This is a genomic window from Streptomyces montanisoli (assembly GCF_017813245.1).
Classification (GTDB): Bacteria; Actinomycetota; Actinomycetes; order Streptomycetales; family Streptomycetaceae; genus Streptomyces; species Streptomyces montanisoli.
On sequence record NZ_JAGIQL010000023.1, the window covers coordinates 1 to 14,965 of the forward strand.

The 14,965-nt window shown below is 73.2% G+C and carries 14 protein-coding genes; 5 read left to right on the plus strand and 9 right to left on the minus strand.

Annotation, left to right across the window (positions count from 1 at the left end; translation table 11 throughout):
- Positions 1-672, minus strand: a 672-nt coding sequence (locus tag JFN87_RS08335; protein WP_209339276.1) for a DedA family protein, incomplete at its 3' end; no start/stop codon positions are given.
- Positions 673-917: 245 nt separating this feature from the next.
- Between JFN87_RS08335 and JFN87_RS08340 the strand changes: the two genes are divergently transcribed.
- The 3 genes from JFN87_RS08340 (at position 918) to JFN87_RS08350 (ending at position 4,459) form a co-directional block, all read left to right on the plus strand.
- Entirely contained in the window at positions 918-1,703 is a 786-nt protein-coding gene (locus tag JFN87_RS08340; RefSeq protein ID WP_209339277.1) for an ABC transporter permease, read from the plus strand.
- A gap of 184 nt (positions 1,704-1,887) precedes the next feature.
- Positions 1,888-3,654, plus strand: a complete 1,767-nt coding sequence (locus tag JFN87_RS08345) for a hypothetical protein (protein ID WP_372449201.1) — start codon at positions 1,888-1,890, stop codon at positions 3,652-3,654.
- A 157-nt stretch (positions 3,655-3,811) separates the two neighbouring features.
- Positions 3,812-4,459, plus strand: a complete 648-nt coding sequence (locus JFN87_RS08350; RefSeq protein ID WP_209339278.1) for a phosphatase PAP2 family protein — start codon at positions 3,812-3,814, stop codon at positions 4,457-4,459.
- Positions 4,460-4,483: 24 nt separating this feature from the next.
- On the opposite strand, the gene JFN87_RS08355 is transcribed toward JFN87_RS08350, so the two are convergent.
- From JFN87_RS08355 to JFN87_RS08365, 3 genes are read right to left on the minus strand one after another with little or no spacing between them, the layout of a single operon-like run.
- Entirely contained in the window at positions 4,484-5,209 is a 726-nt protein-coding gene (locus JFN87_RS08355) for an FAD:protein FMN transferase (RefSeq protein WP_209339325.1), read from the minus strand.
- A gap of 40 nt (positions 5,210-5,249) precedes the next feature.
- Positions 5,250-5,678, minus strand: coding sequence for an FMN-binding protein (locus JFN87_RS08360; RefSeq protein ID WP_209339279.1), 429 nt, complete (start codon positions 5,676-5,678; stop codon positions 5,250-5,252).
- 27 nt (positions 5,679-5,705) lie between these two features.
- Entirely contained in the window at positions 5,706-7,073 is a 1,368-nt protein-coding gene (locus JFN87_RS08365) for a ferredoxin reductase family protein (RefSeq protein ID WP_209339280.1), read from the minus strand.
- A 180-nt stretch (positions 7,074-7,253) separates the two neighbouring features.
- Between JFN87_RS08365 and JFN87_RS08370 the strand changes: the two genes are divergently transcribed.
- A complete protein-coding gene (locus JFN87_RS08370) occupies positions 7,254-7,997 on the plus strand; it encodes a response regulator transcription factor (protein ID WP_282961562.1) in 744 nt (247 codons plus the stop codon).
- A gap of 5 nt (positions 7,998-8,002) precedes the next feature.
- Complete coding sequence (locus JFN87_RS08375) at positions 8,003-9,445, plus strand: sensor histidine kinase (RefSeq protein ID WP_372449202.1); 1,443 nt, start codon at positions 8,003-8,005, stop codon at positions 9,443-9,445.
- Between the two features lie 63 nt (positions 9,446-9,508).
- Here JFN87_RS08375 and JFN87_RS08380 read toward each other — a convergent pair whose 3' ends face one another.
- From JFN87_RS08380 to JFN87_RS08400, 5 genes are all read right to left on the minus strand, one after another.
- Positions 9,509-10,381 carry a lysozyme gene (locus tag JFN87_RS08380; RefSeq protein WP_209339282.1) on the minus strand — a complete coding sequence of 291 codons (873 nt, stop codon included), beginning with the start codon at positions 10,379-10,381 and terminating at the stop codon, positions 9,509-9,511.
- 230 nt (positions 10,382-10,611) lie between these two features.
- Positions 10,612-11,859 carry an MFS transporter gene (locus tag JFN87_RS08385; protein WP_209339283.1) on the minus strand — a complete coding sequence of 416 codons (1,248 nt, stop codon included), beginning with the start codon at positions 11,857-11,859 and terminating at the stop codon, positions 10,612-10,614.
- The gene (locus JFN87_RS08390) at positions 11,859-12,410 is read right to left on the minus strand and encodes a GNAT family N-acetyltransferase (protein ID WP_209339284.1); all 552 of its coding nucleotides are present in this window, start codon (positions 12,408-12,410) and stop codon (positions 11,859-11,861) included. Before JFN87_RS08390 ends, JFN87_RS08385 begins: the two co-directional genes overlap by 1 nt.
- Positions 12,411-13,637, minus strand: coding sequence for a type III PLP-dependent enzyme (locus tag JFN87_RS08395; RefSeq protein ID WP_209339285.1), 1,227 nt, complete (start codon positions 13,635-13,637; stop codon positions 12,411-12,413).
- Positions 13,634-14,965 (minus strand): DUF6271 family protein, encoded by a 1,332-nt coding sequence (locus JFN87_RS08400; RefSeq protein WP_209339286.1) that lies wholly within the window; start codon positions 14,963-14,965, stop codon positions 13,634-13,636. Before JFN87_RS08400 ends, JFN87_RS08395 begins: the two co-directional genes overlap by 4 nt.

Sequence of the window (14,965 nt, forward strand, 5' to 3'; positions counted from 1 at the left end):
GCCCTCGCGCGCCGTGCCCTCGCGCGCCGCGCGCTTGCGGGAGCGCACCAGCTCGACGGCGAGCGGCACCAGCGAGACGATGACGATCAGGGCGATGATCGGCAGCAGGTAGCGGTCGACGTTGGGCACCGACGAGCCCAGCGCGTACCCCGCGAGCACGAGGCCGATCGACCACACCAGGCCGCCGGCCGTCTGCCACACGGTGAAGGTGCGCACGGGCACGCCGAGCGCGCCCGCGAGCGGGTTGAGCACGGTCCTGACGACCGGGATGAACCGGGCGAGCACGACCGCCTTCGCGTGCCCGTACCTCGCCAGCAGCTCCTCGGCCCTGACCGCGCCCTCGTGCAGCCGCCGCGACCGGCTGCGGTCGAGCAGCGCGCGCCCGCCGCGCCGCCCGATGATGTACCCGACCTGCGCCCCGACCAGGGCGCCGACGGCGGACGCGACGAGCACCTGGGGCAGCGACAGCGCGGAGCCGCGGTCGGCGGTCCCCGTGCACAGGAGCCCCGCGGTGAACAGCAGCGAATCGCCGGGGAGGAAGAACCCGATCAGCAGCCCGGTCTCGGCGAACATCACCAGGGCGATGCCCGCGACACCGAACGCGGACAGGAGGGATCGTGCGTCGAGCACGTTCACGGCGAGCTGTGCGGCCGTGAACAGGGGTGCGGCCATGGTCGCGAACCTTCTCCTCGTGGTGCGACCGCGGCGGGGGGCCGAGGCCCGAAGTCCCGGACGGCCGGCGTCGGACCTTTCGTCTACAACACTGTAGTCGAAAGAGGGGCGGCCGCCCTTCCGGCGGCGCGCCTCTGACACTCTTCCGAGCGCGGGCCTCGGCCCCTGGCACTCTTCCGAGCGCGGGCCACGCGTCGCAGCACGGGCCACGCAGAGGACCCACACACGGAGAACGGACGGTACCCATGCGCGACACCACGGTCACGGCCGCCTCGCTGCTCCCCGTCGACAGGACGCTCGGGATCGTGCTGGCCGCGCTCCTGCTGGCGGCGATACTCGTGTCCGCCCGCTACCACCTCGGGGCGGAGACAGGTCCTAAGCGGTGGCGCCAGATCGCGTTCGCGGGGGTCAGGGCCGCGGTCCAGCTCGCGGCGGTGTCCGTGGTCATCACGTACGTGATCCGCTCGCTGTGGGCGCTGACGGCGTTCCTGCTCCTGATGTTCGCGACAGCGGTGCGCACGGCGGGCCGCCGGCTGACCTCCGACGGGTCCTGGTGGCTCACCGCCGTACCCATCGCCGCGGCCACCGCCCCGGTCGTCGCGGCGCTGCTGCTGACCGGGCTCGTGCCGCTGAAGGGCATCGCGCTGATCCCCATCGCCGGGATCCTGCTGGGCGGCGCGCTCACCGCGACGGTGCTCGCCGGCCGGCGGGCGCTGGACGAGCTGACGCAGCGGCGCGGAGAGGTGGAGGCCGCCCTGTCGCTCGGCTTCCTCGACCGGGACGCCCGCCTCGAAGTCGTGCGTCCCGCGGCGTCCGACGCCCAGCTGCCCGGCCTCGACCAGACGCGCACGGTCGGGCTCGTCACCCTTCCGGGCGCGTTCGTCGGAGTGCTGCTGGGCGGCGCTTCGCCCCTGACGGCGGGGGCCGTCCAGCTGTTCGTGCTGATCGCGCTGATGGCCGTGCAGGCCGCCGCGGTGGCCCTGACCGTCGAACTCGTCGCCCGGGGGCTGCTGCACCGGCCCGCGCAGTAGGACGGCGAGGTCCGCGCGGCGGGCCGGCGACGACCAGGGCGGGACGAACGCTGCGTGAATATGATCTGCCTGCATGACGCAGTAGTCGCCCGGGGGGTCGCTCGCACCAGGTAAGGACGCCGCTGTGGACGACACCCTGCACGCTCCCGTCGACGACTCAGGACCGCGTCCACCCGGCCGCCGCATTCTCACCCTGCGCCACGTACGCGCCGGGCGCGCGGCCGCGGACCCGGCGCCCGCGCAGTGGCACAGAGGGCTGACGTTGCTCGCCACGATCAGCCTGTTCATCGGCACCCGGACACTGTGGACGACGGCGATGCACCGGCACCCGCCGGTCGCCGGGGTGATCTCCCTCTGCTACGCCGCGATCCTCGTCTGCGGGGTTCTCGCGCTCGCTGTGCGCGGGCGCCGGGCACTCGCACGCGTGGACGGCCTCGTGCTCGCCGTGGCGATCACCCTGGTGGTCTGCGGCTACTGGCTCGACCACGCGGGCAGCGACGAGGGCGTGCTGACGGCGCAGGCCGCGCTCCAGATCCTGCACGGTCGCCCCGTCTACGGTGATCCCTGGCCCTGGTTGTTCGGCACGCCGCGCGTCGGCCTCACCAAGACCATGGCGGGCGGCGGCGACTTCACGTACGGCTACCCGCCGCTGACCGCCATGATCGCCGCGCCCGTGCGGCTGGTGATCCACTCCACCGCGGCCGCCACCCTGGTGACCAGCGCCGCCCTGATCATCGGGACGCTCGTGCTCTGGCGACTGCTCCCGGTGCCGTGGCGCTCGGCCGCCACCGCGGTCTGCCTCGGCTTCGGCATGCTCCCGGCGTACGCACGGCTCGGCTACCCGGCCGTACTCGCCCTCGCCCTGCTCGTTCCCGTCGTGGTCCGCTGGCCCGCCACGGGGGCGGGCGGCAGGCTCGGGCGGTACGGGGTGCTGCGCGCGGTCTGCCTCGGCGCCGCGTGCGCGGCCCAGCAACTGGCATGGTTCCTCGCTCCGTTCCTGCTCATCGGCGTGTACGCCGTGCGGCGCGGCGACATGGCCGGGCACGGCGACCCGGCACCGGACGCGAGAGAAGCCGATGGCGACCGGGCACGGCTGCGCACACCGGGCCGCCGCGCGCTCGCCGTCACGGCCCGCTACGCCGGTGTCGCCGCCTTGACCTGGGCGGTGCTCAACGCGTACGTCGCCGCCCTGGGCCCGCGCGCCTGGGCCTCCGGGCTGCTGCTGCCCATCAGCCAGGGCGCGATCCTGCACGGGCAGGGCCTCATGGGCATCTCGTACTACTTCACCCCGGGCAGTAGCAGGCTGGACTTCTACTCCTACGCGACCCTCCTGCTGCTGCTCGGGCTGCTCGCCGCGCTCGTCCTGTTCGCACGGCGGCTCGGGCCCGCGCTGACGGTCCTGCCGTGGCTCCCCTTCTACCTGTCGACCCGCTCGCAGGACGGGTACTACCTGCTCATGACGCCGCTCTGGCTCGCCGCGGCCGCCACCGTGCCGGCCTCCGCGCTGGCCGGCGCGTGGCAGCCGCGGCTGCCGCTGGGGCGCCGCGCGAAAGCGGCGTGCGGTGCGGGCCTCCTGCTGCCCGCGGCGGCGTGCGCGGCGATCGCGGCGGCGAGCCCCGCACCACTGCGCATGACGGTCACCGCACGGTTCACGGACACGCCCCGGCACGGGATCACCTCGGCGGCCGTGCGGGTCGTCAACACGACGGGCACGACGCTCACCCCGCATTTCGCGAGCCGCGCGGCCCAGAGCGCCTCCGGCTGGTGGGCGATCACGTCGGGGCCCGCGTCAATCGGGCCGCACGCCTCGGCGACGTACGAGCTGACGCCGCCGCACGGGTTTCGGCGGGTGGCGCGCGGCGGCCACACGCTGCACATGATCGCCGTCACGGGGAAGCCGATGACCATCACCACCGCGCTCGTGCCGGACCCGGCCGCCGCCGGGCGGTGAGCGCCGGTCGAAGCCGCCCGCGACTCCCCTTGCCCCGTTCGCCGTTCAGGATTTGGCCGGGCCCGGCTCATCGTCTACTGTCACGTAGACGAACCGGGCCGGCCGGACCCCTCCGACCTGCGCGGCGCCGGCCGACACGTACGAAGGAAGCGGCCTCATGACCACGCACGCGGCGGCGACGCTCGCCTACAACGGTTCCGGCATCGACGGGTCGCTCTTCACCTCCGTCACCGGGTTCGCACGCGACACCCGCTGGCTGAACTCGGCCATCGACCTGTGGACCACCGCCGGGCTCGCCGTCTTCGCCGTCCTCATGGTGATCGGCTGGTGGAACGCCCGGCGCCGCGGCGCGCGCGCCATGACGCTCGCGCTGGCCGTGCCGGTGTCCGTGGCGGTCACCTTCGCCGTCGCCGAGGTGGTGAAGAAGTTCGTCGCCGAGGTGCGGCCCTGCTACTCGCTGCCCCACGACTACTACATCGAGGCGTGCCCGGTCCGCAGCGACTACGCCTTCCCCAGCGGGCACTCCACCACCGCCTTCGCGACGGTCGCGGCCCTGTGGCTGCTCGACCGGCGCCTGAGCGCGGTGGCGGCGATCTTCGCGCTGTTCGAGGGGTTCACCCGGGTGTACGTCGGCGCCCACTACCCGCACGACGTGATCGGTTCCGCGATCCTGGCCCTGCCGGTCGCGTACGTGGTCAGCCGGGTGATCGCGCGGGCGGCGACGCCGCTGGTCGCGCGGCTGAGTACGGGCGTGCTCCAGCCGCTGCTGACGACGCAGGCGCCGGAGACCGGCACGCCCTCCTGAGCGGCGGGCCGGCCGTCCGCCCCGTCACCTCGGGCGCGGGGCGGGGAAGCCGTCGCTGTGCCGTACCTCTCCGCCGGGCGTGACGGCGAGTACCTCGTATCCCGCGGCGCGCGCCGTCCCCGGCAGGGTGGCGCTGCCCTTGGCGAAGACCGCCGTGGCGAGGACGTCGGCCCAGGTCAGATGGCGCCCGGTCACGGTCACCGACAGCAGGCCGCGCGCGGGCCGGCCGGTGTGCGGATCGAGGATGTGGGCACCGCGCTCCGCCGTGCCCGACGTGGCGACGGCGAGATCGTTTCCCTCGGCGACGGCGACGAGCTCGCCGGGGCGCAGCGGGTGCGCGACGCCGACGCGCCACGGCGTGCCGGGGGCGCTCTCGCCCCGCAGCTGGATGTCACCGCCGCCATTGACACTCGTGTTGTGCGCCCCCGCGTTGTGCAGCAGCCACGAGGCGCGTTCCACGGCCCAGCCCTTCACGAGGCCCGACGGGTCGAGGCGCCCGTCGGGCGCGGCGCTGAAGTAGCCGTCCGTGTCGCGCCTGGCGTGCTCGCACAGGGCCAGCACCTCGGCGACCTCGGCCGGGCACCGCTCCGGCGTGGTCTCACCGCGCCGCAGGCGGCTGACGGCGCTGTCCTCGCGGTAGGTCGAGAACACACGGTCCACGTGGTGCAGCCAGGCCACCGCGTCGGCGAGCCCCTGGCGTACGCGCTCCGTGGCCCGGTCGCGCACGTCGAAGGAGAAGACCGTCCCCATGACGTGCTCGACGTGGCGCACGCCCGTGGCGGCGGCCCGCTCAGGCACCGGCGCGGTCCAGCGCGCTCTGCAGCGACCTGATGTAGCCCTCGCTGGTGTAGCTCGCCCCGGAGACGGCGTCTATCCGGGCGCTCTGCGCCCCGAGCGCCTCCTGCGTGAGCCGGGGCACCGCGTAGCCGGCGATCTCCCGGTCCCGGCCGCTTCCGTTGGGCACCTGGAGGACCGTGACCTTGGTCAGGCGCCCCCTTTGCAGGGTGGCGGATACCTGGACGGGTCCGTAGCGCGTGTCGACGGTGGTGCCGGTCCAGGTGCCGTCGGCCGTGGCGCTCCCACTCGGACGAGGGGTGGGCGAGGTCGTCGCTGGGGCCCGCGCGGTGACGGCGGGCGGTGCGGACTGGTGCGGCTTGAGCGACAGCAGCAGGACGACGCCCGCGGTGGTCGACAGCGTGGTGAGGACCGCTCTGCGCATGGTCTGCTCGTTTCTCCGTGGTCCTGGTCAGAAGGCGAAAGACTCGTGGTGGATGCGGCCGCGCGCGACGCCGGCGGCGCGCAGGGCCCGGGTCGCCGCTGCCGTCATGGCGGGCGGGCCGCACAGGTAGACGTCGTGCGCGGTGAGGTCGGGGACGGCCCTGAGCAGGGCGCGCGCGGTGAGCGGCAGCGCGTGGGGCCCGGCGGCGTCGTCGAGGGCGTAGAGCACACGCGTGCCGCGCTCGGCGGCCAGGGCGTCGAGTTCGCCGCGCAGCGCCAGGTCGCGCGCGCTGCGGGCCCGGTACATGAGGGTGACCTCGCCCGGCAGCGTCTCGAAGAGCGTGCGCAGCGGGGTGATGCCCACTCCCCCGGCGATCAGCAGGGCCTTGTCGCCCGACGCGCGTGCCTGGGTGAAGCCGCCGTAGGGCCCCTCGGCCCACACCCGGGTCCCGGGGGCCAGGTGGGCGAGCGCCGCGCTGTGCGTGCCGACGGCCTTGACGGTGATCCGCAGGGAGCCCGACCCGGCAGGAGCCGACAGCGAGTAGGGGTTGGCGGCCCACCACATGCCCGGGGCGAGGAACCGCCACCGGAAGAACTGGCCCGGCCTGACGGTGAGTTCGTCGAGCCGCCGGCCGGTCAGGTACACGGAGACGATGCCCGGCGCCTCCGGGTGCACGGCCGCGACCCGCAGCCGGTGGCGGATCGTACGGCGCACCGGCACGACGAAGCGGAACCAGACGAGCAGTGCCGCGATCGTCAGGTACATCGCGTACCAGGCGAGCTGGAGCGCGCGGTTTCCCACGAAGTCGGCGCCGTTGGCGAGCTGGTGCCCGAAGACGAGGAACACCGCGAGGTAGGTGGCGAAGTGCAGGTGGTACCAGGTCTCGTAGCGCATCCTGCGCCGTGCGGCGCGGGCGGACACCACGCCGGTGGCGAGGAGGAGCAGGAACCCGATGGTCCCCTTGAGCATCTCCGGGTAGTGCAGGACCAGTGTTCCCGTCTGGCTCACGACGGAGGTGTGCGAGGTGAGGGAGTACCCCCAGATGATCAGCAGGACGTGCGCGGAGGCCAGGCAGACCGTGTAGCGGCCGCCCATGGCGTGCCAGCGGGCCAGCCGGTCCGTGCCCACGCCGTGGTCGAGCAGCGGCACGCGTGCCATGAGGGCGAGGAGGACGGCGCAGGCGTACCCGGCGAGCAGCCCGGTGATGCGGCCGGCGTCGGTGAGCCAGCCGGCGGCGCCCACCACCGACGTCGTGTCGCTCCACCACAGCCCGACGATGGCTGCGGCGCCCGCGCCGATGAGGGCCTGTGCCGCCGCGGGGACCAGGCGCACGGCGGAGCGGCGGGCCGGGGGCGCGGCGGCAGCGGCCCGGCGGGGCGTGGTCTCGGTGGTCATCGGCTGTCTCCCTGGTCGCGGCCGGCCGTATCGGCCCTGCCGCTGTCGCGGGTCGGGACGCAAGCCTCGCCGCACACCCTCTGAGCAGCCTCTCAATGAGCGCCCTCGGCCGGATTCAGAGCAAACTCAGAGGTGGACCGCCGCCGCGGGCGCACGGGTGGAGGAGATGCTGGAGACACGATGGACAACGATTCGCCCCGCTCGCCCCGCTCGGTACTGCGCAGGCCCGACGGCACTGCCGCCCGCGTCCTCGTCGTCGACGACGAGCCCGACCTCACCGAGGCCCTGGCAGGGGCGCTCGCCTACGAGCACTGGGATGTGCGCACGGCCGCCGACGGTGCCTCGGCCCTCACCACCGCGGAAGGCTTCAGGCCGGACGCGGTCGTGCTGGACTGGATGCTGCCCGACCTCGACGGCCTGCAGGTGCTGAAGGCGCTGAGGCGCACGCTCCCGCACGTGTGCGTGCTGTTCCTGACGGCCAGGGACGCGGTGGAGGACCGGATCGCCGGCATCACGGCGGGCGGCGACGACTACGTCACCAAGCCGTTCAGCCTCGAGGAGGTGCTCGCCCGGCTGCGTGGCCTGCTGCGCAGGGCGGGCATGGCGCGGGAGCCCGCCGACGACGTGCTGCGTGTCGGCGACCTCACCATGGACGAGGACGCGCGCGAGGTGGCGCGTGCGGGGGTGGCGGTGGATCTGTCGCGCACCGAGTTCGAGCTGCTGAGGCTGCTCATGCACAATCCGCGCCGCGTGCTGTCGAAGGAGCAGATACTGGACCGCGTGTGGTCCTACGACTTCGGCGGCAGGGCGCACGTCGTCGAGCTGTACATCAGCTACCTGCGCAAGAAGATCGACGCCGGGAGGACGCCGCTGATCCACACCGTCCGCGGGGTCGGCTACGTCCTCAAGCCGGACGCGCCGTGAGCCGGATCCCGCCGTCGCGCTCACTCGTGCCGCGCTCCCTGCGTGCCCGGCTGACCGTGGGTCTCGTGGTGCTGCTCACCCTCGCCTGCCTGGCGGTCGGTGTGACCACGGTGGTCGCGCTCGGCGGGTTCCTCGAACAGCGGGTGGACGAGCAGCTCACCGCGGCAGGCGGCCGCTTCGCGGCGGGCCTGGAGCACGAGGCGCACCCCGACGCGGACAACCACCTGGACACGCGCGGCCAGGCCGAGGGCACCTTCGGCGCGCGCCTGCTGTCCGGCAGGGCCACCCAGGCGGCCGTCGTCCGCGACCGTGCGGACGCGCGCGTCCGTCTGACGGCCGCGGACCGCCACGCGCTGGCCGCCCTCGCGCCCGACGGCCACGGGCGGACGATCCGGCTCTCGGCACTCGGCCGCTACCGGGTCATCGCGGTGCGCGGCGACGACGGCGACGTCCTCGTCACGGGCCTGCCGCTGGCGCCGGTCGAGGACACACTGCACCGCCTTGAGGCCGTCGAGGCGCTCGTCTTCGCCGCCGTGCTGCTGTCGACCGGGGTGGCCGGGGGCCTGTGGGTGCGGGCGTCGCTGCGCCCGTTGCGCCGCGTCGCCGCGACGGCGTCCGACGTGACGCGCCTGCCGCTGGCGAGCGGCGAGGTCGCCATGCCCGAGCCCGTGCCCGACTGCGACCCGGCGACGGAGGTGGGCCAGGTCGGGGCCGCGCTGAACCGGATGCTCGGCCATGTGGGTGATGCGCTGAGCAGACGCCACGCGAGCGAGGAGCGGCTGCGGCACTTCGCCGCGGACGCGAGCCACGAGTTGCGCACGCCGGTGGCGACGGTCCGCGCCCATGCCGAGCTGGCCGGGCGGCATCCCGGGCCCGTGCCGGGCGAGGTGCGGCACGCGCTGGAGCGGATCCAGTCGGAGACCGAGCGGATGAGCGGACTCGTCGACGACCTGCTGCTGCTCGCGCGGCTCGACGCGGGCCGGCCGCTGGCGCGCGACACCGTCGACCTCACCAGGCTCGCGCTGGACACCACGTCGGACGCCCGCACCGCCGGTCCTGGCCACCGGTGGCTGCTGGACCTGCCCGAGGAGCCGGTGACGGTGGTGGGCGACGAGCACCGCCTGCACCAGGTGATCGCCAACCTGCTCGCCAACGCCCGGGTGCACACTCCGGCGGGCACCACCGTGGTGCTCGCCCTCACCACCGATTCCGGCTCCGCACTGCTGCGGGTCACCGACGACGGCCCCGGCATTCCCGCGCCACTGGTGGGCGAGGTCTTCGACCGGTTCGCGCGGGCCGACCAGGGCCGTGCGCGCGCGGGCGGCGGCACCGGGCTCGGCCTCTCGATCGTCCGGGCCGTGGTCACAGCACACCACGGCACACTGAACGTCACGAGCCGGCCGGGCGAGACCGTCTTCGCCATCGGACTGCCGCTGCGTCGGGATTGAGTGGGCCACCGGTGTGGGCCGCTCACCCGGGCGAGCGGCCCCACACCGTCAACGAGCCTGTTGTCAGGTGTTGTTGGCCAGGTTCTGCAGGCCGGACAGCGGGCCGTTGAAGCGGTCCTGGTCGCCGGGGAACGTGCCGGAGTCCGCGTACTGCCAGAACGTGTAGAAGGGCCAGCCGGCCGGGAGCGTACCCACACTGGACGAGTAGCGGGCGATGAACAGCGGGTCGTTCGAGGAGAACTTCGCCGTGTTGCCCGTGCAGGTCTTCCACCAGTCGGTGGTGGTGTAGATGGTGGGCCAGCGGGTGGTCTTCGCGTGCACCTCGTTGACGAAGGAGGTGATCCAGCTGACCATCGCGGACTGGCTCAGGCCCCAGCACGTCGACGAGGAGCCGTACTCGATGTCCAGCATCGGGGGCAGGGTCTTGCCGTCCTTGGACCAGCCGCCGCCGTGCGCGACGAAGTAGTCGGCCTGGGCTGCGCCCGACGAGCTGTTGGGGGTGGCGAAGTGGTAACTGCCGCGGATGAAGTTCGCGTTGTACGAGCCCGTGTAGTTCGCCGAGAAGTTCGGGTCGCGGTAGCTGGTGCCCTCGGTCGCCTTCATGTAGACGAACCGGGCGCCCTTCGAGTACGCCGACGGCCAGTTGATGGCGCCCTGGTAGTGGCTGACGTCCATGCCGGGGGTCTGCGTCACGAAGACCTGCCCGCCGCCGCCCGACGGGGGCTGCGTGCCGCCGCCCTCGTGGGCGGGGATCGTGGAGCCCATCCAGTCCAGGTCGGGGTTGTGCGCGGCCGCGGCGGAGTTGGGCGCGGGCGCGGCCGCCGCAGTACCGGGGGCCGAGACGACGATGCCCGCCAGTGCGAGCAGCGCCCCTGTCGCGCCCGCGAGCAGGCGGCGTGAGGGGGATCTACGGCGAACGGTGCGTGCGAGGTCCATCAGTGCCTCCAGAAGTGGGGGATTTCCGGTGCGCTTGTGCCGTGCCCATGGTGTGGTCACCGCATGACGGAAGAGTGGCGTGCGAAGGACACGTGTGTGAAGGGGTGTCAGCCCACGCCGTTGGTCTACACCGGAGAAATCGGCGACCACCACGGACGCTGAAAGAAACTTTCATGCTCGCGGCGGGTGCCGCCACCGCACCGCGTGTCCCCGGGCGGCGACGGCACCTCTCACAGGACCGCCTGCTCCTCGCCGACGGGACCGGCGGCGGCCGGTGCGCCGGCCGCGGCGGGCGCGCTGCCCGTCCAGCGGATACGGGTCGCGCAGAGCGTGACGACGAGCGCGCAGCAGGCCACGGCGCCGAGTCCCCACACCAGGCCGGCGCTGTTCGCGACGAAGCCGATGAGGGGCGGCCCGCCGAGCAGGCCGGTCGTGCCCATCGCGGCGACCAGCGTCAGCGCCTCAGCACCCTGGGCCGCGGCCGCCACGTACACGCACGGCGTCACGGCCGCGATGCCGAGGCCCACGCACGCGAACCCGATCAGGGCGGGCACCGCTCCCCCGGCGAGCAGGGCGAGCGCGAGGCCCAGCCCGGCGACCGCGCTGCCGACGCGGACGATGCGCCCGTCGCCCCAGCGGCTGCGCCACCCGTCGGCGAAGAGCCTGGCGAGCACCATCATGCCGGAGACGACGGCGATGCCCATGGGCGCCAGTTCCGCCGAGGCCTTGGCGACGTCCTTCATGTACAGCGCCGACCAGTCGTTCATGGCGCCCTCGGTGACGGTGCCGAACGCCATGGCGCAGCACATCCACAGCGTCATGCGGGTCGGCAGGGTCCATCGGGAGCGTGTCTTCTTCCCGGTGCCCGCCGCCTCGTCCGTCTCCGGCGCGTCCGCGGCGGGGCCGTCGCCCTCGGGCAGCCCCGACCTGGCGTACACGACGAGCAGCAGCAGGACGGCGGCCGCCGCGCCGAAGTGGGCGATGACGGCCGGGGTCACCGCGTTCATCGCGGAGGCGAGCAGCGCCGCGCCCAGCGAGCCCGCGCTGAACGTGGCGTGCAGCTTGGCCATGGCGTTGCGCCCGTGCCTGACCTCGAGCGCCGCTCCCTGCGCGTTCATGGAGACGTTGAGGCATCCCACGAGCACGCCGTCGCACAGCATGATGGCCAGTGCGGTCGGGAAGTTCGGGACCACGGCGAGCGGGATCAGCAGCAGCGCGAGGCACGCGGACGACAGCAGCGCGAGGCGCTGCGATCCCAGGCGCCGCATCAACATCGTCACCAGCGGGAACGACACGGCCGCCCCCACGCCCGTGGCCATCAGCAGCAGGCCCACCTCACCCGCGGTGAGACCGAGGTGCGCCTTGATGGCGGGGATACGGGCCGCCCAGGTGGCGTACTGGAAGCCGAGGGTGCAGAACAGGGCGGCGATCGCCAGCTGCCCCCTGCGGAACGGGTCCTGAACGCGGAGCACGTGCATCAGCCCTCTTCGTCTCGCGACGGCGCACTGGGAACACCAGCGGCGCCGACCGCCCTGTACATGTACACGGCCTTATCGCCGTAGCCGCCCGGCGGCAGGACGCCGTCGTGGGCGGTGAAGCCCTGGGCCGACCAGAAGGTCTCGCTGCCGGAGACCGCCACGAGCGAGATCTGCTCGTACCCGCGCTCGGCGGCCGTCGCGGTGAGCCGTCCGACGAGGCGGCCCGCCAGCCCCCCGCGGCGCAGGTCCTCGGCGATGACGATGTCGTGCAGGTGGAGGTTGCGGGAGTCGAAGGCGACGTCCTCGGCCTTCGCCAGGTCGGGGAAGCGCGCCTCGGGGTAGGGCAGCGCCAGCAGATAGCCGGCCAGGCGCCGTCCGGTGTGCAGGACGAAGCAGGTGGACGGCGACGCCCGCACGCGCGACCGGAGCGCCGCCCGTCCCTCCGACAGGCCCGCGGCGGCGTAGGCGCGCGACTCCAGGACGACGATGGCGTCCCAGTCGTCCTCGCGTACGTGCCGTACGTGTATGTCCTCAGCGATGTCGTGGTCCATCTACCGGACGCCCTCCGCGGCCATGCGGAGCGGGGCCGTCGCACCGCCCGGTTCCTCGCCGCCGCGCACGAAGGCGACGGGCAGCGGGGAGAAGCCGTTGAACCCTTGCGTGGTGTAACTGGTGGCGTAGGCGCCGCAGGACAGCACCCACACGGGGTCGCCGGAGGCGGCCTCGCGCGGCACCTGGACGAGGCCGCGGTCGTACGCGTAGGCGTCGTCGCTGTCGCAGGTCGGCCCGGCGATCACGGCGGGTACCGTCTCGGCGCCCTGGTGCGAGGGGAAGACGACGCGGTACTGCAACGCGTCCATCTCGTAGAGGCCGTTGAACTTGCCGCAGCTCAGGTAGAGCCAGTGGTGGCGCTCGCCGTTCAGCTTCTCGCGCGCGGTCAGCCGTGCCACGTGTGCCCGGATCGCGCCGTGGTCGGCGACGAGGTATCGGCCCGGTTCCACCATGAAGTCGAGGTGTGAGCTGCAGACTTCACGCAGCCGCTGCATGCCCTCCCTGATCACGGCGAAGATCTTGTCGGTCGGCGGTTCCAGCGGCCTTCCGTGCTGGTCGAGGTAGCCGGTCGCCGGCAGGCCGCCGCCGAGGTTGATGTGGTCGAGGCGCGTGCCGCGCGCCAGCAGGGCGGTGGCGACGTCGGCGAGCCGCTCGAAGGCGGCGCGCCAGGCCTCCGCCGTCATCTGCTGCGAGCCGACGTGGACGGACAGGCCGGCGGGTACGAGTCCGGACTCCTTCGCGGCCGTCATCACGCGTACCGCGTCCGCGGCGGAGCAGCCGTACTTGTTGCTGAGCCCCCACAGGGCGCCGTCCCCGTCGGTGGCCAGCCGGCAGAACACCCGGGCGCCCGGGGCGTGTTCGGCCGTCGCCCGTACGTCCGCCAGGCTGTCGGTGGCGAAGTCCCTGATGCCCAGGCGGTAGGCGTCGGCGATGTTGGCGTCTGACTTGATGGTGTTGCCGTAGTGGATGCGTGTCAGCGGCACGCCCGTCCTGATCGCCTGGGCGATCTCCTGGGGACTCGCCGCGTCGAATCCCGAGCCCCTCGCCGCGAGGCAGGCAAGCACCTCGTCGACGGGACAGGCCTTCATCGCGAAGCGGACGGCGACGTCCGGCAGTTCGCGTACCAGGGTGTCATAGCCCTCCTCGATCCCGGCGAGGTCGTAGACGACGCGGTCCTGCGGTGCGGCGGCGAGGGCGGCCAGGAGGGACGGTGTGTCGCGCGTCATCGGGGGTCTCGGGCCGGCCGGCCGGGGGCCGGGGTGAGGTGGGTGGTCCTGCCCGCGTCCATCAGCGGCTCCCATGCTTCGATCAGGAGTGCGAAGTCTTCGATGTCCTGCCTGGCCTCGTCGAGGAGCCGCTCGCGGCGCGGGACGAGCGCCTCGGCGAACTCGGCGTAGCGGCCGCCGAGTCGACGGTAGGCGGCGTCGAGCCGGTCGAGGCGGTCGATGTTCCCGGACCGGTCGAGACGGGTGCTGTCCCTGACGAGTTCGGCGAGTGCGCCGGCGCGCACCCGCAGCCGGTCGTCGAGGAGGGCGTCGCCGGTGCGCGCCATCACGTCGTAGAGGTGGTTGAAGTAGAGCATGGACAGGAAGAACTTCACGAAGCGCGTCTGGTAGGCGGCGAAGCCCTGGTCCGTCCTGCGTTCGCCCGTGTAGTAGTTGACGATGTTGCGGTTGTGGAGCACGCCGGGCAGCGCCGCGTCGTGCACGAGGTGCATCAGGAAGTAGTCGCTGCCGATGGTGTCGGTCGCGGGCGGCAGCGGCACACGTTCGTGCACACCGTGGAAGCTGATGTTGCACATGTCGACCCGCATCGGGTCGACGACGGTCAGTGTGGAGTGGTCACCGGTGAACGCTTCGGTTCCGGCGCCGCGGAAGGACTCGTCGACGAGGTCGCGCTTCTGCTCGCCGGACCACTCGACGGGCGCCCACAGGCTGACCACGTCGTAGTAGACGTCGCGGTCGAGCCGCTCGATCTCCGCGATGTCCACGGAGAGTTCGCCCACGAAGGAGCTGCCCACCATGGTCACCGGCCGGTGCGCGAGCCGTGGGTCGAGTGCGGTGTCGCTGACGCCGTCGGCCGCGTCGGCCGCACGCCTGCCGAGCGAGCGCAGCTCGTGGTGGACGGGGAAGACGGGCGCGCCGTCCAGCACCTGGTAGCGGCTGTCCGAGTCCCTGCGGTGCACGGACTCGCAGCCGAGTGCGGCGGCGATCAGGAACGCCCGGTTGGTGCAGGCGCCGTAGGAGACCGCGGACGGCAGCATGAGGTCGAGCATCAGGTCGGGCTTCGTGACGCCGGCCCGGTCGATCACGCGGCGCAGGAAGTCCCGCTGGTGCGCCTCGTCGAGGTGGTGCACGACGACGCCGGGCGGCCTGGGCGTGTCGTGCGCGATGCGCGCGTGCCCGGCGAACACGCCGGGCTCGCAGGAGTCCAGGATCAGCAGATGGACCTCGACGCCGAAGTGTTCGGCCGCGTAGGCGGCCTCGTCGCCGATGGCCGCGATCGTCGCCCCGCACTCCCTGTTGGTGGGGAGGGTCAGACAGATCCGGCGCAT